Source organism: Pinisolibacter aquiterrae (assembly GCF_019160155.1).
GTDB lineage: Bacteria > Pseudomonadota > Alphaproteobacteria > Rhizobiales > Ancalomicrobiaceae > Pinisolibacter > Pinisolibacter aquiterrae.
On the sequence record NZ_JAFNIH010000061.1, the window covers coordinates 1 to 18,865 of the forward strand.

Below are 18,865 nucleotides of genomic sequence, written 5' to 3' on the forward strand. Positions count from 1 at the left end.
AGGGAGTCTTGAACGACTTGCCGATCGCCCATCATCGACTTCACTCCTGCCGCCGTGACACGAGTGAATCAGTGATCGACGCTCGGCGCAACGCCTGAGTTTTTCAACAGAATCCGCCGAAAGCGGACGCGAAACGAAAGAGGCGGCCTTTCGGCCGCCTCTCGTCGCAACTGTCCGTCGTCGGACTTCCTCAGAAGTCCATGCCGCCCATGCCGCCCATGCCGCCGCCGGGCATCGCCGGAGCGGCGTCCTTGCGGGGCTTCTCGGCGATCATCGCCTCGGTGGTGATCAGCAGGCCGGCGACCGAGGCCGCGTCCTGCAGCGCCGTGCGCACGACCTTGGTCGGGTCGATGATGCCGGCGGTCACCATGTTGACGAACTGCTCGGTCTGGGCGTCGAAGCCCATGTCGTCGTCGTTGGACTCGAGCAGCTTGCCGACCACGATCGACCCCTCGACGCCGGCGTTCTCGGCGATCTGACGGATCGGGGCCTCGAGCGCCTTGACGACGATGTTGATGCCGGCCTGGACGTCGGCGACGTCGGAGGAGAGCGCCGACACGGCCTTCTTGGCGCGCAGCAGGGCGACGCCGCCGCCCGGGACGATGCCTTCCTCGACCGCGGCGCGGGTGGCGTTGAGCGCGTCGTCGACGCGATCCTTGCGCTCCTTGACCTCGGTCTCGGTGGCGCCACCGACGCGGATCACCGCGACGCCGCCGGCCAGCTTGGCGAGACGCTCCTGGAGCTTCTCACGGTCGTAGTCGGAGGTGGTCTCCTCGACCTGGGCCTTGATCTGGGCGACGCGCGCCTCGATCTCGGACTTGGCGCCGGCACCGTCGACGATGGTGGTGTTCTCCTTGGAGATCGCCACCTTCTTGGCGCGGCCGAGCATGTCGAGGGTCACGGTCTCGAGCTTGATGCCGAGATCTTCCGAGATCACCTGGCCGTTGGTCAGGATCGCGATGTCCTCGAGCATGGCCTTGCGGCGATCACCGAAGCCCGGCGCCTTGACGGCGGCGATCTTCAGGCCGCCACGCAGCTTGTTGACCACCAGGGTCGCGAGCGCCTCGCCCTCGACGTCCTCGGCGATGATGAGGAGCGGCTTGGAGGTCTGGACGACGGCTTCCAGGATCGGCAGCATCGCCTGGAGGTTCGACAGCTTCTTCTCGTGGATGAGGATGTAGGGGTCCTCGAGATCCGCGATCATCTTGTCGGGGTTGGTGATGAAGTAGGGCGAGAGGTAGCCGCGGTCGAACTGCATGCCCTCGACGACGTCGAGTTCGGTCTCGGCGGTCTTGGCCTCCTCGACGGTGATGACACCCTCGTTGCCGACCTTCTGCATCGCCTCGGCGATCATCTCGCCGATCGCCTTCTCGCCGTTCGCGGAGATGGTGCCGACCTGGGCGACCTCGGCCGAGGTCTTGATCTTCTTGGAGCGACCCTCGAGATCCTTGACGGCGGCGGCGGCGGCCAACTCGATGCCGCGCTTCAGATCCATCGGGTTCATGCCGGCGGCGACCGACTTGGCGCCTTCACGGACGATCGCCTGGGCGAGCACAGTGGCGGTGGTGGTGCCGTCACCGGCGAGGTCGGCGGTCTTGGAGGCCACCTCGCGCAGGAGCTGGGCGCCCATGTTCTCGAACTTGTCCTCGAGCTCGATCTCCTTGGCGACGGACACGCCGTCCTTGGTGATGCGGGGCGAGCCGAACGACTTGTCGATGACGACGTTGCGGCCCTTGGGGCCGAGGGTCACCTTGACGGCATTGGCGAGGATGTCGACGCCGCGCAGCATGCGGTCGCGCGCGTCGGCGGAAAACTTCACGTCCTTGGCAGCCATTGGGGCCTACTCCGGAATGAGAAAGGGAAGAGAGTGGAGCGTGGGACCGCCGGCCGAAGCCGCCGCCCCCCCGGGCGGGTGGCGTCAGCCGACGATGCCCAGAATGTCGCTCTCCTTCATGATCAGGAGATCCTGACCGTCGATCTTGACCTCGGTGCCGGACCACTTGCCGAACAGCACCTTGTCGCCGGCCTTGACGTCGAGGGGAACCAGCTTGCCGCTCTCGTCGCGGGCGCCGGGGCCGACGGCCACGACTTCGCCCTCCTGGGGCTTCTCCTTGGCGGTGTCGGGGATGATGATTCCGCCGGCGGTCTTCTGCTCGGCTTCGATGCGCTTGACGACGACGCGGTCGGCGAGCGGACGGAAGGTGGTGGCCATGGGATCTGATCCTTCGAGGGGCGAATAGAGTCGTACGGCTCCGGCCCCTCGGGTCGGTGCCGGTGTCGACACCCCTCGGGACCCGGAGCGATCCGGAGAAATCGTGGCGGGTAGCACTCCCCATGGGAGAGTGCCAACCCGGCCGGAACGGAGATAGGAAGCGCCGAGGCGCAAGTCAAGGCGCGGCGCAGCATCGAAGCGCGATGCGCCGCCGCGCGGACGCGGCCGGGAGGCTCGCGGCGGCGGCACGGCACGTCCGCCGGTTCGAAGCGTCGCGCGCGAAGGCGCGCCCGAACGGGCGTCGGCCGGTCGGGCCGCACCCCCCGTGAATTCCCGCCGTGCCGGGCTATCACGAGAGGGATGTCAGACGAAACCGAGCAGGCGCCGGATGCGGCCGAGGCGGCTCCGGAGACGGCCGAAGCGGCTCAGCGTGCGCGCGAAGACGGGAGAGAAGGCCCGGCGGCAGATCGCCAGCTTGCGGATCCGGCCGACCACGCGCCACTCGGCCTCGGATCCGGCCGGGAAGAAGGCGATCGACCCCACCTCGAGCATGTGGAGGCGGCCGCTCTCGTCGGTCACCTCGACCCGCCCCTCGAGAATGTGGACGGTCTCGTCCCAATCGAAGCGCCAGCGGAAGGTGCCCTCGGTGCAGTCCCACAGCGTGGTCACCGCGAAGTCGTCGCGACCGCGCGCCAGCACGATCGAGCGGGCGCGCGGGTCGCCGTCGAGAATCCAGGAGGGTTCGATCGGTGTGTCGGCCCAATCGTTGCGATGCTCGTGCGTGAAGACCGTGCGGCCGAGCGGCACATGGGTCGGCACCGAGAAGGGACGAGAGGCGGACGGAAGGGCGATCGACAGGGCCATCTGGACAAGTACTCCGAAAGAGGTGCCGGCAAACCGGCGAAGGAACGCCCCCTCTCTAACGAGGGGGGTGGGAAGGGCCGGTTGTCGCGATCGTTCGAATTGGATCGATCGTGGACCGGCCCGAGGATGTGGTTTCTTCTTCCTCTACGCCGCGCGGCCCCTCGCCTCAGAAGAAGACCGCGCGGATCACCACCACCCAGAAGCCGAGCGAAAAGGCGAGGAGGCCGAGGCGCGCCCAGCGTTCCCACCCCTGCCGGGGTTCGGCATCGATCGCGGCCTCGACCTCCTCGAGTTCAGGAGGCGCCTCGGCGACGACGAAGCGTTCGATGAAGGAAATTCCATCGAGACAGCATCGCGGGTCCCCGTAGGTCGTAATCGGATTTGGCTCGCATGTATCTTTCCCGTCGCCCATCGCATCCCACCTCGATGAATCGTGAACAAAAAGAAATACAAAAACGTCAGCCGCCGTTCGTATTTCTTAAATGAAGGTACGACGGGAGCACATGGTCAAACAAATCGCTTTGTTTCGATTTATACGTTAAATGTTTAAGTAACGTGGCGTAATTATCAATTCATCAATCATGAATCGGACGTAACCGCCGACACATACGGCGTATGTCGAAGTGACCCATTCCAGATACGCAATGCTGGTATGAACATAACGCATCACGGAACGCTGTGGACGGAATCCAGCGGTCCGATCGACCCGGCGACGGCGTGACGGCCGCCGGCGGGAGACGGCGCGAGCGTGCCGCTCAGCCGGGCGACTGGGCGGCGTCCGCCTCCTCGTCCTGCAACTCGCCCGCCTCGACCAGGGCGGCGAAACGGCCCTTCGCGGCGACGAGATCGTCGAAACGGCCGCGCTCCAGGATACGCCCGGCCTCCATGTAGAGGATCTGGTCGGCGGAGCGGACGGTCGAGAGGCGGTGGGCGATGACGAAGGTGGTGCGGTTCTTCGAGAGCGTCTCGAGCGCGCGTTTGATCTTCAGCTCGGTCTCGTTGTCGAGGGCCGAGGTCGCCTCGTCGAGGATCAGGACGGGGGCGTTCTTCAGGACCGCGCGGGCGATGGCGAGGCGCTGACGCTCGCCGCCGGACAGGCCCCGGCCGCGCTCGCCGGCGCGGGTGTCGTAGCCGCCCTGCTTGCCCTCGATGAAACCGGAGGCCTCGGCGAGACGGGCGGCGGCGCGGATTTCGTCGTCGGTGGCGTCGGGCTTGCCGATGCGGAGGTTCTCGGCGATCGAGCGATCGAAGAGGCCCGGGTCCTGGAAGACGACGCCGATGGCGCGGCGGATGCTGTCGAGGGTGACGTCGCGCAAATCCTGACCGTCGATGGTGATCCTCCCCTCGTCGGGATCGCGGACGCGCTGGAGGAGGGCGAGCGCGGTCGACTTGCCGGAGCCGGTCGGGCCGACGATCGCCAGCGTCTCGCCCGGTTCGGCGACGAAGGAGACGTCGAAGATGCCCGAAGTCGAGCGCGGGTAGCGGAAGGTGACGCGGTCGAAGACGACGCGGCCGCCGGTGACGACGAGGGCCGGAGCGTTCGGCTCTTCCGCCAGGGTCGAGGTCCGGTCGAGCACCTCGAAGAACTGGCGCATGCCCGCCGCCTCGAACACCAGGGTCGAGAGAAACTGGGTCAACTGATCGAGCCGGCCGATCAGCATGGTCGCGAAGCCGACGAAGGAGACGATCTCACCGACCGTGATCTCGCCCTTCGCGTGGAGCGCGGTGCCGAGCGCGAAGAGGGAGACGATGGTGATGGTCGCCGCCGCCCGGGTCAGGACCGAGGCGAGCGCCCACCAGTTCAGCACCGGAAACTGGGCGGCGATCAGGTTGCCCATGATCGACTGGAGCGCCCTCGCCTCGTCCTGCAGGCGGGTGAAGCTCTGCACCACCGAGACGTTGCCGATGACGTCGACGACGCGGCCGGAGAGCTGGGCGTGATAGGATTCGGCGCGTTCCTGGCCGAAGCGGGTCTTGCGGACGACGATCACCGAGAGGGTGCCGTAGACGACCATCAGCGCGACCAGGAGCAGGCCCATGCGCCAGTTCATCCAGATCGACACCGGGATCAGCGCCACCAGCATCACCACCGCCGTCAGATGTTCGCGGAAGACCGAGAGCAACAGCGAGAAGAGGTGATCGGTGCCGCGCAGCATCACCGCGATCAGACGACCCGACTGCTCGTCGGAATGGAACGAGGCCGGGAGTTGGATGACGTGCTCGAAGAAGGACTTCATCACCTCGAGCCGGCGGCGGTGGGCGAGCCTGTCGGCGTGGAGCGAGACGAAGATGCCGGCGGCGATGCCGAGAAAGCCGAGCCCGGCCCACAGCGCCACCAGGGTCATCGCCGGCCGATCGTGGGTCAGCGCGTCGACGACGCGGCCGAACAGGATCGGCTCGGCGAAGCCGAGGAAGGCGAGCACGATACCGGCGACGGCGAGGCCGGCGGCGAGCCCCTTGTCGGGACCGACCAGGGCGACGGCGCGGAAATAGAGACGGAAGAAGCTCATCGGCGCGAGGGTCCGAGGTACGAGGCGGGACCTCGTCATGCACCGGCGAAGGGCCGGTTGCAATGGGCTCGCGCCGGTCGGGACCGGCGATGCGGACCTAGCGTCAGTTCTTGACGTCGAAGCCGGTCGCCTCGATCGCCGCCTTGGCGGCGTCGGGGGTCAGCGCGCCCTTCAGCTCGACGCGGCCGCTGGCGAGGTCGACGGCAACCTCGGCGGTCGGATCGGCCTTCTTCAGCGCCCGTTCGACCGACTGGACGCAGCCCTGGCAGGTCATGCCTTCGACTTCGAGAGTGATCATGGCCATCCCTTTCGTCACGCGCCCGAGGGGCGCGGCACACGGATTTGTCACTCTCATTTGGCGACCGTGCCCCCGGCGGGTCAAGCCGGCCGCGATCACGGTCGCGAGACCGCGCCGCGACCGTGGAAAACCACCGGCGCCGGGCCGTCCAGGCGGGTCGGCGATTGGCCACGCCATGGTGAATCAGGCATGGTGGCGCGAACAGTCTCACGTGGCCCCCTTCGGCGCCGCGCCGGATCCCCTCGCATGCGCCGTTTCGCCGATCTCTTCGTCGCGATCTGCATCCCGATCGTCTCGGTCTCGGCCGGCGCGGTCGCGCATTGGCAGTTCGCGACCTCGGCGACGACGACGGTGGCGATCGCGGCCGGCGTGCTGCTGGTTCTCGCCGCCCTGCAATGGGGGCTGAGACGGCGGGCGCGGCGTGACGCCGATCGGGAGAGCCTCGAGTTCCTCAGCCGGCGTCTGGCGCAACTCGCCGGCGACAACGAGGCGATGGAGCGGCGCCTGCGCGCCCTCGAGGACGGCGGCGGACGCCGCCATCGCGAGGAGCTCGATCAGGTCGTGGCCGAGATCGAGGTGATCGGCACGCTCACCCGGCAGGTGATCGAGGCCGTCGCCGATCTCGAGGTGCAGTTCACCGAGGCCCGCAGCGCGGTCATTCGCGGCGGCGGGGCGACGACGGCGATCGAGGCCACGGCGGCCGAGCCGGCCCGGGCGGCGCCGCGCGCGGGTCCGCGTTCGCCCTTGGTGCCGGAGCGCTTCGCCCATCTCGACGAGGACGGGTTCCTGGCGCTGGTCAGGCGGGCGGTCGACGCCGAGCGCATCGACGTCCATCTCCAGCCGATCGTCAGCCTGCCGCAGCGCAAGGTGCGCTTCTACGAGGCGCTGACCCGGCTGCGCGGCGAGGACGGCGAGCCGATCCATCCGTCCGACTACATCCCGATCGCCGAATCGCGCGGCTACATGGCGGCGATCGACGAGCAGATCCTCCTGAAGTCGGTGGCGATCCTGCGGCGTCTGGCCGAACGCTCGCGCGAGGTCGGGGTGTTCCTCAACCTCTCCGCCGCGAGCCTCGGTCATCCCGGCTTCTTCCGCGAGTTCCTCCAGTTCATGGAGACCAACCGCGATCTCGCGGACATGCTGGTGCTCGAATTCCCGCAAGGGGCGGTCCGGGCGATGGGGCCGATCGAGAACGAGGGCATGCGGGCGCTGAAGGAGCTCGGTTTCCGCTTCTCGATCGATCAGATGAGCGATCTGAAGATCAGCTTCCAGAACCTCGCCGATCGCGGCTTCCGCTGGGCCAAGATCTCGGCCGACCGTCTCCTCAATCGTTCCGAGGAGCTCGGGACCGACATTCACCCGGTCGATCTCACCGACTACTTCCGCCGCTTCGGCATGGAACTGATCGCCGATCACATCGAGCGCGAGACGGAAGTGGTCGACGTGCTCGACTACGGGGTGCGGCTCGGTCAGGGCTTCCTGTTCGCGCCGCCGCGCCCGGTCCGGATCGATTCCTCCAACATCGAGCGCCCGTCCGGCGCGCTGGCACAGGCCGCCGCCGCAGCCCGGACGGCGGCGGCCGCACGTCCCGCCGCCGAGGCCCGCACCGTCACAGAGACCCGGCCCGCCGCCGAAGCACGGCCCGCGCCCGAGCCGCGCCCGGCCGTGGAGCCCGCCGCCGCGCCGATGCCGCGCCCGCAGCCGGCGGTGCCCGCCCGTCCGGCGACGGCGGCTCGTCCCGCGCCGGCGCCGGCGCCGGCGCCGCGTAAGCCGGCCCCGCGCGCCGAGGCCGACGAGGCGCCGCGCCCGGGCATCCGCATCATCCCCGCCACCGGAACCGGCCCCACCCGGAGCTGAGAGCGGCGACGCCCCCTCCCCCTTTCAGTCCGCGCGCGTCGACAGGGCGCGGAACATCGCGCGTGCCTCGTCCGCGCGGAGGCCCGGCGTCGCCGCCTCGAGGTCGCGATGCGCGACACGCCACAGCGGTACCGCCTCGGCGAGGCGGCGGCGGCCCGCCTCGGTCAGGATCAGGCGGCGGGCGCGACGATCCCGTTCGGCGACGGCGGTCGCGACCAGTCCCTGCCGCTGGAGCGGCTTCAACGCCGCGATCAGGGTGGTGCGGTCCATGGCGAGAAGCTCGGCGACCGATCCCGGCGACGGCGGCTCCGGCCGGTTCAGCGCCATCAGCAGCGAGAACTGACCGTTGGTGAGGCCGACCGGCCGCAACACCTCGTCGAAGCGGCGCGCCAGCGCCCTTGCCGCCCGCTGGGCATGGAGACAGAGGCAGGTGTCGCGAACCTCGATCGTGGTCTCGTAGGGGAGAAGATTCGACATGCCCTAGATATGTTGATATCAACAGTCGACGTCAAGCCGCCCGCGCGGCGCTTCGACCGTCCCGGCGCGACCGCGCGGCGGTGCGGGCGATCGTCGGATGGAGGAAAACGACCGATGACGGTGATCCGCGACTTCGTCTGGTACGAACTCACCACGCCCGACAAGGCGGCGGCCGAGGCCTTCTATGCCGCCGTGTGCGGTTGGACTCTGGTCGATTCCGGAATGCCCGGCGGCAGCTATGCCCTGGCGCGGATCGGCGAGCGGCCGATCGCCGGCCTGATGGGCCCGATGCCGGGATGCGACATGAGCGGCCGCTTCGGCTGGATGGGCTACGTCGGCGTCGACGACCTGCCGGCCACCGTCGCGCGGGTCGAGAGTCTGGGCGGGCGCCTGCTGTTCGGGCCGATGGAGGTCCCGGAGGTCGGCCCCTTCGCGGTCGTCGCCGATCCGCAAGGGGCGGTGCTCGGCCTCTTCGCTCCGGTCATGGCGATGGCCCCGCTCGCGCCGATGACGCCGGGCGCGTTCGCCTGGCACGAACTCATGACCGGCGACCCCGGCGCCGCCATGGCCTTCCACGCGGAGATGTTCGGCTGGAGGGCCGATCAGGTCTTTCCCATGGGCGCGATGGGCGACTACCGGCTCTTCGCCGGCGAGGCCGGCGCGATCGGCGGCATGGCGCCGGCGCCCCAGGGGGTGGCGCCGGGCTGGCTCTATTACGTCGCGGTCGACGACATCGACACGGCGATCGAGCGGATCGGCACGGCCGGCGGGCGGCTCGTGCTCGGCCCGATGGAGGTGCCGGGCGGCGCCTTCGTGGTGCAGGCGAGCGACCCGCAGGGGATCCGTTTCGCCCTGGTCGGCCCGAGGCATAGATAGGCCCCGAGACGGCTGAAGCCGCGAGGGCGGCCTCGAGACCCGCCTCGCGGCTTTCGAAACGCCGGGTCGGCGCCTCAGCGGAACAGGGCGTCGATGTCGGCCTGATCGTTGGTGGAGAAGACGTCGTCGACGAAATCCTGGCTGACGCCTTCGCCGACGTGCTGCGGCCCGTGCAGGATCTGCTCGCGCATGCGCCGCTCCTCCTCCGTCTCCTCGTGCGCCTCTCCGTCGTCCTCGACGATCTTGAGCGATTTGACGAGCGAGGCGAGACGGACGTCGATCCAATCGAGCGTGCGCACGACCTTGCGGATGCGTTGGCCGGTGATGTCCTGAAACGAGCAGGCCTCGAAGATCACCATGACCTTGTCGTCGACCAGCGCCTTGTAGGCGTCGGGGTCGGTCGCGTCGGCGGCCATGATGCTCTCGGACGCTTCCATGATGGCGTTGGTCGCGACCTCCGTCGCCTCGACGACGGCGTCGAGCTCCCGCCCGGCCTCCGGAATCTTCTCGAAGCGCATGTGACCGGGCCGCACGGCCCCGATCTCGCGGCGCAGAGCGGCGATCTCACCGACGATCGCCTTGAATTCGTCATGGAGCAGCCCATCGACCCGCGCGACGGTCTCGTCGAGGGTCTCGGCCATGCGTTCGGCGAGCACCATGACGTCGTCGAGCGACAGATCCCGGCGTTCCCTCGTGAGAAAGTCGACGATCTTGGCCAGCTGCTCCGGATGTGCCGGAGCCATGTCCCAATCCCCTTTGTCCCAGGTCGTTGCCGGCGTCGCGTCCCCTGCGGCACCGGACGTTCGAACGGTCAGTCGGAGAAGACCGCCTCGATCTTGCCCTTCAGCGTCTGCGCGTTGAACGGCTTGACGATGTAGTTGTTCACGCCGGCCTTCTTGGCGGCGATGACGTTCTCGGTCTTGGACTCGGCGGTGACCATGATGAACGGGGTCTTGGTCAGACCGGAGTCGGCGCGCACGTGCTTCAACAGCTCGTAGCCGGTCATCGGCTCCATGTTCCAGTCGGAGATGACCAGACCATAGCGACGCTCCTTCATCTTGCCGAGCGCCTCGGTGCCGTCGGACGCCTCGTCGACGTCGTCGAAGCCGAGCTGCTTGAGGAGATTGCGAATGATCCGGATCATGGTCTTGTAGTCGTCGACCACGAGAACCGGCATCGAAAGGTCCAGCGCCATGTTGGTACTCCGAAACAGGCTGCGACGTCCCTGGCCGAGACGTTCCGTTCTTCTGACACCGGGGGCCCCCACGTCGCCTTCTCGGCGGCGCCGTTCCCCGGCCTTCGATGCAATCTAATCGGCAGCTTCAAACATTCGGTTAATGAGGAAAACCCACCATCTCCCCGAAATACCGCTCTTCTCGGGAGCGGTCGGCGACTGACCTGCACACCGTGCATCTTTTCTGCGCTCTTCTCCGGAATTACGCTCGCCCGACGCCATTTCGGCGGAAAGATACGATTAACCCTGTTCCTCATCGCGTGCAGAGCCGGCTCGCGTACGCGCGCTCTTGACCCGATCGGCGCCCCACGGCAGGTTCGTCCGCCGGCGAGCGCGCGCTCCCCGACCCCATCGCGGTCCGACCCCGGGCCGGGTTTCAGCGAATCGAGCGTATTTCCGATGTCCGATCTGCCGCGACACCGCCCCGATCCGGCGTCCTCCACGTTCGACCTCTCCCGCCCGCTGCCGGCACGGCTTCTCGGCGCCCATGTGGCGATCGGCAATTTCGACGGGGTCCACCGCGGCCATCAGAGCGTGCTCGCCGCCACTCTGGACCGTGCGCGCGCGGAAGGCCGGCCGGCACTGGCGCTGACCTTCGAGCCGCATCCGCGCACCCTCTTCACCCCCGACCGGCCGGTGTTCCGCCTGACGCCGCCGGAGGCCAAGGCGCGCCTCGTCGCGGCGCTCGGCCTCGACGGTCTGGTGGTGGCGACCTTCGATCAGGCCCTCGCCTCGCTCTCGGCCGACGCCTTCGTCGAGGAGGTTCTCGTCGGCCGGCTCGGCCTCGTCGGGGCGACGATCGGCTGGGACTTCCATTTCGGGCGCGGGCGCCAGGGTTCGCCCGCGTTCCTCGACGCGGCCGGGCGGCGGCACGGGTTCACCGTCGACGTGGTCGATCCCTTCGGCTGCGAGGGCGGCGCGCCGGTCTCGTCGAGCCGGATCCGCTCGGCGCTCGAGGCGGGCGATCTCGCCGAGGCGGCCGGGCTCCTCGGCTATCGCTGGTTCGTCGAGGGCACGATCGTCGGCGGCGACCGGCGTGGCCGCGACCTCGGCTTCCCCACCGCCAACATGCATCTCGCCCCCGACTGCCGGCTGCGGCACGGGGTCTACGCGGTGACGATCACCATCGACGGGGAGCGGCGGCTCGGGGTCGCCAACTGGGGCCGGCGGCCGCAGTTCGACGACGGCGCGCCGGTGCTCGAGACCCATCTGTTCGACTTCTCCGGCGACCTCTACGGCCGCCACGCCGAGGTGACCTTCGTCTCCTATCTCCGGCCGGAGGCGAAATTCGCCAGTGTCGCCGCGCTGATCGAGCAGATGCATCTCGACGGCGCCGAGGCGCGCGCGGTGCTCTCGACGATCGGCTCGGGCAGCGCGCTCGACCGGGCGCTGGCCGCCACCGAGGGCGTCGGCGAGGCCTCGTCGTGACCCCTCCCGCCGCGCCGGGTGCCGCCTCGATCCTGCGCGGCATCGTCATCATGACCGCCGCCATGCTGATCGTGCCGTCGATGGACGTCATGGCGAAGGTGCTGACGCAGTCGATGCCGGCGATGGAGGTCGCCTTCGTCCGCTTCGTCGGTCAGTTGCTGGTGGCGGGCGTGGTCGGCTTGGTGATCGGCGAGGGACGCCGGTTGATCCCCCCGCGTCCACTCGGCCACGTGCTGCGCGGCCTCTTCCTGGCGGCGACGTCGCTGCTCTTCTTCTCGGCGCTGGCGGCGATGCCGCTCACCGACGCGCTCGCCATCGCCTTCGCCGAGCCGATGATCCTCACCGCGCTGTCGCCGATCTTCCTCGGCGAAACGATCGGCTGGCGGCGTTGGGCGGCCTGCGGCGTCGGCTTTCTCGGCACGCTGATCATCATTCGGCCGAGCTTCGAGCAGTTCGGCCACGTGGCGCTGCTGCCGCTCGGCTCGGCGCTCACCTTCGCCGGCTATCACATCATGACGCGCAAGCTGTCGGGCCAGGGCAGCCTGACGGCGGTGCAGTTCACCACGGGTCTCGTCGGCACGGTGGCGCTCGGGATCGTCCTGGCGGCGTCGGCCGGGGCCGGCGTCCTGTCGGCGCCGGTGGTGTGGCCGCAGGGGATGGGCTGGGTGATCTTCCTGTCGATCGGCGTGCTGAGCTTCGTCACGCACGGGATGATCGTCACGGCCTTCGGCCATGCGCCGGCGGCGGTGCTGGCGCCGTTCGGCTATCTCGAGATCGTCTCGGCGACCGGCCTCAGCCTGCTCGTCTTCGGCGACTTCCCCGATCCGCCGACCTGGGCCGGCATCGGGCTGATCGTCGCCTCCGGCCTCTACATCGTGCATCGCGAACGGGTGCGCGGGCGCTCGCGGGCGCTGCCGCCGAGCGCGTGAGGCGCACGGGCGGCGTGGCGGGATCGCTCCGGTCGGCCGATCACACCGGCTGATCGTGCTCCGGCTTCGACCACAGACTGACGCCGGATTCGACCGCATGGAGATCGATCTCGGCCAGTTCCTCGGGCGAGAAGTCGAGGCGATCGAGCGCCTCCAGGTTCTCCTCGAGCTGGCGCACCGAGGAGACGCCGACCAGCGCGGAGGTGACGCGCGGGTCCCGCAGAACCCAGGCCAGCGCCATCTGGGTCAGGCTCTGACCGCGCCGGGCGGCGATTTCGGCGAGGGCGCGGACGCGGGCGAGATTGGTCTCGGACAGGTGCTCGGGCCTCAGCGTGCCACCACCCGGACGATTGACGCGGGCATCCTCGGGGATCCCGCCGAGATATTTGCCGGTCAAGAGGCCCTGCGCCAACGGCGTGAAGGCGATGATGCCGGCGCCGAGACGGCCGGCGGTCTCCATCAGACCGCCTTCGATCCAACGGCTCAGCATGTTGTAGGAGGGCTGGTGGATGGCGAGCGGCACGCCGCGCTCGGCGAGGCAGGCGGCCATCGCCTCGGTCTTGCCGGCCGAATAGGAGGAGATGCCCACATAGAGCGCCTTGCCGGCGCGCACGATGTCGGCGAGCGCGGAGGCGGTCTCCTCGAGCGGCGTGGTGGCGTCGAAGCGGTGCGAATAGAAGATGTCGACATAGTCGACGCCGAGGCGCCTCAGGCTCTGATCACAGCTGGCGATCACGTATTTCCGGCCGCCGCCGCCCTTGCCGTAGGGCCCCGGCCACATGTCCCATCCGGCCTTCGAGGAGATCACCAGCTCGTCGCGATGGGCGGCGAAGTCCTCGCGCAGGATGCGGCCGAAGTTCACCTCCGCCGAGCCGTACGGGGGGCCGTAGTTGTTGGCGAGGTCGAAATGGGTGATGCCGAGATCGAAGGCGCGGCGCAGCATGGCGCGCTGGGTCGCGATCGGCATCGTGTCGCCGAAATTGTGCCAGAGGCCGAGCGACAGCATCGGCAGATCGAGGCCGGTTCGGCCGCAGCGACGGAACCGCGCCGTCTCGTAACGATCGGCGGCAGGGGACCAGGTCATCGTCTTCTCCGTTGCCCACGTCTCGGGGAGGCGAGCATGACGGAGGGCGGCACGCCCGTCCATGCGCACGCGCCGCCGCCGACGCATGGGTGACCTGCGGCGGCGGGACGGGTCGCAGACGTCGTCAGCCGCGACGCGCCTGGGCGTCGATGCCGAAGAGTGCCGCCTCGAACCCGTCGACGAGGGCGTCGACGTCGCGGCGCAGCTCGAGCGCGGCGGCGCCGGCGAGATTGCCGGTGGCGACGAGGCTCTCCATGCGCGCCTCGAGGTTGGTGCGCCGCGCCTCGACGTCGGCGAAGGCGGCGGCGTGGACGTCGCGGAATTCACCGCTCTGCTTCATGTCGGCGATGCGGGCTTCGATCCGCGCGCCGAGATCGGCCAGTTCCTTGGAGAGTTCACGATCGGCCATGGTGTTTCCTCCGGTTCGGACGAACGCCCCGACGGGGGCCGCCGTCTTCATGTCGGACCGTTCGGCCGCTTCGGCAATCCGTCGCGCTACCGATTTCGCTCAGACCTTCGTCCCGACCGGCGTTCCCGCCTCCGATGGAGGTCACGGACGACGATCGATGCGAGGGGAACGCCCGTCGGCCTCTTTCGGTTCCCGCCGTCACCTGTTAGAACCGGCGCCATGACCCAGCGGCGATCCGATCCGGCGGTTTCTTCCGCCCGCCGCGCCTCCACGGCGCGAATTATCGGCCCGGCTCCGCGCGAGCGCGCCTGACGGCGCCGCCTTCGCGGATCCGGGGACTTTCGTCGTGGGCGCTCTCCCCCGCGATGCGCACTTCTTCCTGCGGCCCCCTCGCGACGAGGCGCGTGGCCGCTCACCCGACAGATCGTTCCCTCGAGGACACCATGACCGAGAAGACCGCCGACACGAGCGTCGATTATTCCAAGACGCTCTATCTGCCCCAGACCGATTTCCCGATGCGCGCCGGCCTGCCCGACAAGGAGCCGAAGATCCTGGAGCGCTGGACTTCGGAGAACCTCTACGGCGCGCTGCGCGAGAAGGCGAAGGGGCGGCCGAAGTTCGTCCTCCACGACGGCCCTCCCTATGCCAACGGCCATCTCCACATCGGCCACGCGCTCAACAAGATCCTCAAGGACGTGATCACCCGCCAGAAGCAGATGGAAGGGTTCGATTCGAACTACGTTCCGGGTTGGGACTGCCACGGCCTGCCGATCGAGTGGAAGATCGAGGAGAAGTATCGCGCCGCCGGCAAGAACAAGGACGAGGTGCCGAAGGTCGAGTTCCGCGCCGAATGCCGCGCCTTCGCCGAACATTGGGTCGGCGTGCAGTCGGCCGAGTTCCAGCGCCTCGGCGTGATCGGCGACTTCGAGCGGCCCTATCTGACGATGGACTACGAGGCGGAAGCCGTCATCGCCGGCGAGATCCAGAAATTCGCGCTCAACGGCCAGCTCTATCGCGGCTCCAAGCCGGTGATGTGGTCGGTCGTCGAGAAGACCGCGCTCGCCGAGGCCGAGGTCGAGTATCAGGACTACACGTCCGACACGATCTTCGTGAAGTTCCCGGTCGTCGACGGTGATCTCGTCGGCGCCTCCGTCGTCATCTGGACGACGACGCCCTGGACCATCCCGGGCAACCGCGCGGTCTCGTTCTCGAACCGCATCGCCTATGGCCTCTACGAGGTGACCGCCTCGCCGGAGGGCAATTGGGCCTCGGTCGGCGACAAGCTCGTCCTCGCCGACAAGCTCGCCGAGGAGGTGATGAAGGCCGCCAAGGTCGAAGACTTCACGAGGCTCCGCGACGTGACGGCGGCCGAACTCCTCGCGCTCACCCTCGCCCATCCGCTCGCCGATCTCGGCTACGGCTTCCAGGTGCCGCTCCTCGACGGTGACCACGTCACCGACGACTCCGGCACCGGCTTCGTCCACACCGCGCCCGGGCACGGCCGCGAGGACTTCGAGATCTGGATGGCGAACGCCCGCGCGCTCGATCTGCGCGGCATCGACACCGCCATCCCCTTCACCGTCGACGACGGCGGCTTCCTCACCGAGGACGCGCCGGGCTTCGTCGGCCGCACCGTCATCACGTCGGACGGCGACAAGGGCGACGCCAACAAGGCGGTCATCGACGCGCTGGTGGCGGCGGGCGCGCTGCTGGCCCGTGGCCGGCTCAAGCACCAGTATCCGCATTCCTGGCGCTCCAAGAAGCCGGTGATCTTCCGCAACACGCCGCAGTGGTTCATCCACATGGACCGCGACTTCGTCGGCGCGGGGAAGAACGAGCCGGACACGCTGCGCACCCGCGCGCTGAAGGCGATCGCCGAGACCACCTTCTATCCGCCGGCCGGGCAGAACCGGCTCAACGGCATGATCGCCAACCGGCCCGACTGGGTGGTGTCGCGTCAGCGCGCCTGGGGCGTGCCGATCGCGGTGTTCCGCAACGCCGAGACCGGCCAGCTGGCGCCGGGGCCGACCTTCGCCAAGAGTGAGGAGCTGCGTGCCCGCATCTTCACCGCCTTCGTCAGCGAAGGGGCGGACGCCTGGTACGAAGAGGGCGCCAAGGAGCGCTTCCTCGGCGGTCTCGTCGAGGATCTCGACCAGTGGGATCAGGTGCAGGACATTCTCGACGTGTGGTTCGACTCGGGGTCGACGCATGCCTTCTGCCTGCGCCGCCGTCCGGATCTGAAGTGGCCGGCCGACATGTATCTCGAGGGCTCGGACCAGCATCGCGGCTGGTTCCATTCCTCGCTCCTCGAAAGCTGCGGCACCAACGGCCGCGCGCCCTACGACAGCGTCCTCACCCATGGCTTCGTCATGGCCGAGGACGGGCGCAAGATGTCGAAGTCGCTCGGCAATCAGGTGTTCCCGCAGGACGTGATCAAGCAGTCCGGCGCCGACATCCTGCGCCTCTGGGTGATGACCTCCGACTATGCCGACGACCTGCGCATCGGCAAGGAGATCCTGCAGACCAACGTCGAGAGCTATCGCAAGCTGCGCAACACCCTGCGCTGGATGCTCGGCACGCTCACGCATCACGAACCGGAGCTCGATCCGGAGTTCGCCGAGCTGCCGGAGCTGGAGCGGCTGATGCTGCACCGGCTGCGCGAGGTCGGCGACGTGGTCGAGGCGGGTTACGCAGCGTACGACTTCAAGAAGGTCGTGGGCGCGATCCTGAACTTCATGGTGATCGATCTCTCCGCCTTCTATTTCGACGTCCGCAAGGACGCGCTCTATTGCGAGGCGCGGTCTTCGGTGAAGCGCCGCGCGGCGCTGGCGGTGGTCGATCAGCTCTTCGGCACCATCGTCAAGTGGCTGGCGCCGATGCTGCCCTTCACCACGGAAGAGGCCTGGGGCCATCGCTTCCCCGGCGCGGGATCGATCCACCTGGAACTCTTCCCGGTCCTGCCGGATCTGTGGCGTGACGAGGCGCTCGCGGCCAAGTGGGCCAAGGTGCGCGAGGTGCGCCGGGTCGTCACCGGGGCGCTCGAGATCGAACGCGCCGCCAAGCGAATCGGCTCGAGCCTCGAGGCGGCGCCGATCGTCCACGTGAGCGACGCCGATCTCGCCGCCGCCCTCGACGGCGTCGATCTCGCCGAGGTGGCGATCACCTCGTCGATCTCGGTCGTCGCCACGCCGGCACCGGAGGGGGCGTTCACGCTTCCCGACGTCGCCGGTGTCGCGGTGGTTCCGGTCAAGCTCACCGGCAAGCGTTGCGCCCGGTCGTGGCGGATCGTCGCCGACGTCGGCTCGGACCCGGAACTCCCCGACCTCTCGGCCCGCGACGCCGCCGCCTATCGCGAGTGGCTGGCGGGGCAGGCGGAGAAGGCGCCCGCATGAGCGTCTCCTCCCCGCGCGCGCTCGGCCTCACGGTGGCGGGGGTCTCCCTCGCCGCCGATCAGGCCTCCAAACTCGGCCTGTTGTTCGGGGCGCGGCTCGCCGAAACCGGCCCGATCCCGGTCGCGCCCTTCGCCGAATTCCGGCTGATCTGGAACTACGGCATCTCCTACGGTCTGTTCCAACAGGACAATCCGTGGGGGCGGTGGCTCCTGGTGGCGCTGGCGCTCGGCGCGGCGATCCTGATGACGCGGTGGCTGTGGAAGACCGGCTCGGTCTGGCTCGCCGTCTCGCTCGGGCTCATCGTCGGCGGGGCGATCGGCAACGCGATCGACCGGGCCTGGGCCGGCGCGGTGATCGATTTCGTGCATCTCTTCCTGCCCGATCGATCGCGGTCGTGGTACGTATTCAATCTGGCGGATCTCTGGATCGTCGTCGGCGTCGTCGGCCTGTTGGTTGACTCGCTGCGGTCCGGCCCCGAGGATGCCACAAAGTCCGGTTCTTCCTGACGCCGGACGAGACGACGGGTCGTATCGATCGACCCACGAAGAATTCGGACCGCGACGGACGGGGTCGCGCGGAGCGAGAGCGTGACGAACGAGACGGGCGTCGGGCGCCGACGGCCGGGGAGATGGACCTCAGTGGCGACGAAGATGCAGACCGGGACGCGTTTGGCGGCCCTTTTCGTGATCCTGGGGCCGCTGCTCGCCGGATGCGCCAGTTCCTCCGACGGTTTCGTCGAGGAAGGCAACAAGGACGACACGCTCGAGCAGAACGCCGTCAAGGCGGTGATGCAGGGGCTCGGCGCGATCGATCCGAACGAACGGCCGATCGAATACAAGCCCCGCGCGCCGCTGGTGGTGCCGCCGTCGCGCACGCTTCCCGCGCCGCAGGACGGAAAGGTCGCCGACCCGCGCTTCCCGCGCAACCCGGAGGACGTCGCCGACGAGCAGCGCCGCGCGGCGCTCAAGGGTGGCGATCGCGGCGCCGACGGACGCATCATGACCCCGGACGAACTCGCCAAATATTCGATCCCCGGCGCCGGCAAGATCGATCGCTACGACCCCAATCCGGGCCGCCGCCTCACCCCCGACGAATTGAAGGGCCAGGGCGCGACCCAGGCGGAAGCGGTCAAGCGGGCCGCCAACCCGACCGGGCGCAAGTCGCTGATCGAGCCGCCGGACCAGTATCGCCAACCCTCGCCCAACGCGCCGGTCGCGGCGCCGGAGGAGAAGTCCACCTGGAAGCCCGGCTGGTGGCCGCTGTGACCGTCGCCGCCTGACCCCTCGTTCCGCCAC

Annotated in this window: 17 protein-coding genes and 1 pseudogene; 7 read left to right on the forward strand and 11 right to left on the reverse strand. The window is 68.8% G+C overall.

Going from position 1 to position 18,865, the window contains the following annotated elements:
• Positions 1–190: 190 nt before the first annotated feature.
• The 6 genes from groL to J3S89_RS21515 form a co-directional block, all read right to left on the reverse strand.
• Complete coding sequence (groL, locus tag J3S89_RS21490; protein WP_217931373.1) at positions 191–1,834, reverse strand: chaperonin GroEL; 1,644 nt, start codon at positions 1,832–1,834, stop codon at positions 191–193.
• 84 nt (positions 1,835–1,918) lie between these two features.
• Positions 1,919–2,212: a co-chaperone GroES gene (groES, locus tag J3S89_RS21495; RefSeq protein ID WP_217931375.1), complete on the reverse strand. Its 294-nt coding sequence runs from the start codon at positions 2,210–2,212 to the stop codon at positions 1,919–1,921.
• Positions 2,213–2,575: 363 nt separating this feature from the next.
• Positions 2,576–3,076, reverse strand: a complete 501-nt coding sequence (locus J3S89_RS21500) for a cupin domain-containing protein (protein ID WP_217931376.1) — start codon at positions 3,074–3,076, stop codon at positions 2,576–2,578.
• A 166-nt stretch (positions 3,077–3,242) separates the two neighbouring features.
• Positions 3,243–3,488, reverse strand: a complete 246-nt coding sequence (locus tag J3S89_RS21505) for a hypothetical protein (RefSeq protein ID WP_217931378.1) — start codon at positions 3,486–3,488, stop codon at positions 3,243–3,245.
• A gap of 343 nt (positions 3,489–3,831) precedes the next feature.
• Positions 3,832–5,586, reverse strand: a complete 1,755-nt coding sequence (locus J3S89_RS21510; RefSeq protein WP_217931380.1) for a glucan ABC transporter ATP-binding protein/ permease — start codon at positions 5,584–5,586, stop codon at positions 3,832–3,834.
• A 103-nt stretch (positions 5,587–5,689) separates the two neighbouring features.
• A complete protein-coding gene (locus J3S89_RS21515; protein ID WP_230488908.1) occupies positions 5,690–5,884 on the reverse strand; it encodes a heavy-metal-associated domain-containing protein in 195 nt (64 codons plus the stop codon).
• 246 nt (positions 5,885–6,130) lie between these two features.
• Here J3S89_RS21515 and J3S89_RS21520 point away from each other — a divergent pair, with 246 nt between their 5' ends.
• On the forward strand, positions 6,131–7,741 hold the full coding sequence (locus J3S89_RS21520; RefSeq protein ID WP_217931383.1) for an EAL domain-containing protein: 1,611 nt from the start codon (positions 6,131–6,133) through the stop codon (positions 7,739–7,741).
• Between the two features lie 24 nt (positions 7,742–7,765).
• Here the strand turns inward: J3S89_RS21520 and J3S89_RS21525 are convergent, their stop codons facing one another.
• Complete coding sequence (locus J3S89_RS21525) at positions 7,766–8,218, reverse strand: MarR family winged helix-turn-helix transcriptional regulator (protein ID WP_217931385.1); 453 nt, start codon at positions 8,216–8,218, stop codon at positions 7,766–7,768.
• 114 nt (positions 8,219–8,332) lie between these two features.
• On the opposite strand from J3S89_RS21525, the gene J3S89_RS21530 reads away from it, so the two are divergent.
• On the forward strand, positions 8,333–9,094 hold the full coding sequence (locus J3S89_RS21530; protein WP_217931387.1) for a VOC family protein: 762 nt from the start codon (positions 8,333–8,335) through the stop codon (positions 9,092–9,094).
• A 74-nt stretch (positions 9,095–9,168) separates the two neighbouring features.
• Here the strand turns inward: J3S89_RS21530 and J3S89_RS21535 are convergent, their stop codons facing one another.
• Positions 9,169–9,837 (reverse strand): protein phosphatase CheZ, encoded by a 669-nt coding sequence (locus J3S89_RS21535; protein ID WP_217931389.1) that lies wholly within the window; start codon positions 9,835–9,837, stop codon positions 9,169–9,171.
• 68 nt (positions 9,838–9,905) lie between these two features.
• Entirely contained in the window at positions 9,906–10,289 is a 384-nt protein-coding gene (locus J3S89_RS21540) for a response regulator (RefSeq protein ID WP_217931391.1), read from the reverse strand.
• 438 nt (positions 10,290–10,727) lie between these two features.
• Here J3S89_RS21540 and J3S89_RS21545 point away from each other — a divergent pair, with 438 nt between their 5' ends.
• Positions 10,728–11,756, forward strand: coding sequence for a bifunctional riboflavin kinase/FAD synthetase (locus tag J3S89_RS21545; protein ID WP_217931392.1), 1,029 nt, complete (start codon positions 10,728–10,730; stop codon positions 11,754–11,756).
• On the forward strand, positions 11,753–12,685 hold the full coding sequence (locus J3S89_RS21550) for a DMT family transporter (protein ID WP_230489021.1): 933 nt from the start codon (positions 11,753–11,755) through the stop codon (positions 12,683–12,685). The genes J3S89_RS21545 and J3S89_RS21550 overlap by 4 nt, the downstream gene beginning before the upstream one ends.
• 40 nt (positions 12,686–12,725) lie before the next feature.
• Here the strand turns inward: J3S89_RS21550 and mgrA are convergent, their stop codons facing one another.
• Together mgrA and J3S89_RS21560 are read right to left on the reverse strand one after the other, a co-directional pair.
• Positions 12,726–13,769, reverse strand: a complete 1,044-nt coding sequence (gene mgrA / locus J3S89_RS21555; protein WP_217931394.1) for an L-glyceraldehyde 3-phosphate reductase — start codon at positions 13,767–13,769, stop codon at positions 12,726–12,728.
• A 124-nt stretch (positions 13,770–13,893) separates the two neighbouring features.
• Positions 13,894–14,178, reverse strand: coding sequence for a hypothetical protein (locus J3S89_RS21560; RefSeq protein WP_217931395.1), 285 nt, complete (start codon positions 14,176–14,178; stop codon positions 13,894–13,896).
• A 443-nt stretch (positions 14,179–14,621) separates the two neighbouring features.
• Between J3S89_RS21560 and ileS the strand changes: the two genes are divergently transcribed.
• The 3 genes and pseudogenes from ileS to J3S89_RS21575 all read left to right on the forward strand — a co-directional run bounded on the left by ileS (position 14,622) and on the right by J3S89_RS21575 (position 18,835).
• A complete protein-coding gene (gene ileS, locus J3S89_RS21565) occupies positions 14,622–17,570 on the forward strand; it encodes an isoleucine--tRNA ligase (RefSeq protein ID WP_217931397.1) in 2,949 nt (982 codons plus the stop codon).
• Positions 17,567–18,083 (forward strand): annotated as a pseudogene (lspA, locus tag J3S89_RS21570) (signal peptidase II); the annotation flags it as partial. The gene ileS and the pseudogene lspA, both read left to right, overlap by 4 nt.
• Positions 18,084–18,208: 125 nt before the next feature.
• The gene (locus tag J3S89_RS21575) at positions 18,209–18,835 is read left to right on the forward strand and encodes a hypothetical protein (RefSeq protein WP_217931399.1); all 627 of its coding nucleotides are present in this window, start codon (positions 18,209–18,211) and stop codon (positions 18,833–18,835) included.
• Positions 18,836–18,865 lie beyond the last annotated feature (30 nt).

Coding starts and splice junctions, on each gene's coding strand:
- groL (WP_217931373.1), bottom strand. CDS start 1,834: ATGGCTGCCAAGGACGTGAAGTTTTCCGCCGACGCGCGCGACCGCATG.
- groES (WP_217931375.1), bottom strand. CDS start 2,212: ATGGCCACCACCTTCCGTCCGCTCGCCGACCGCGTCGTCGTCAAGCGC.
- J3S89_RS21500 (WP_217931376.1), bottom strand. CDS start 3,076: ATGGCCCTGTCGATCGCCCTTCCGTCCGCCTCTCGTCCCTTCTCGGTG.
- J3S89_RS21505 (WP_217931378.1), bottom strand. CDS start 3,488: ATGGGCGACGGGAAAGATACATGCGAGCCAAATCCGATTACGACCTAC.
- J3S89_RS21510 (WP_217931380.1), bottom strand. CDS start 5,586: ATGAGCTTCTTCCGTCTCTATTTCCGCGCCGTCGCCCTGGTCGGTCCC.
- J3S89_RS21515 (WP_230488908.1), bottom strand. CDS start 5,884: ATGATCACTCTCGAAGTCGAAGGCATGACCTGCCAGGGCTGCGTCCAG.
- J3S89_RS21520 (WP_217931383.1), top strand. CDS start 6,131: ATGCGCCGTTTCGCCGATCTCTTCGTCGCGATCTGCATCCCGATCGTC.
- J3S89_RS21525 (WP_217931385.1), bottom strand. CDS start 8,218: ATGTCGAATCTTCTCCCCTACGAGACCACGATCGAGGTTCGCGACACC.
- J3S89_RS21530 (WP_217931387.1), top strand. CDS start 8,333: ATGACGGTGATCCGCGACTTCGTCTGGTACGAACTCACCACGCCCGAC.
- J3S89_RS21535 (WP_217931389.1), bottom strand. CDS start 9,837: ATGGCTCCGGCACATCCGGAGCAGCTGGCCAAGATCGTCGACTTTCTC.
- J3S89_RS21540 (WP_217931391.1), bottom strand. CDS start 10,289: ATGGCGCTGGACCTTTCGATGCCGGTTCTCGTGGTCGACGACTACAAG.
- J3S89_RS21545 (WP_217931392.1), top strand. CDS start 10,728: ATGTCCGATCTGCCGCGACACCGCCCCGATCCGGCGTCCTCCACGTTC.
- mgrA (WP_217931394.1), bottom strand. CDS start 13,769: ATGACCTGGTCCCCTGCCGCCGATCGTTACGAGACGGCGCGGTTCCGT.
- J3S89_RS21560 (WP_217931395.1), bottom strand. CDS start 14,178: ATGGCCGATCGTGAACTCTCCAAGGAACTGGCCGATCTCGGCGCGCGG.
- ileS (WP_217931397.1), top strand. CDS start 14,622: ATGACCGAGAAGACCGCCGACACGAGCGTCGATTATTCCAAGACGCTC.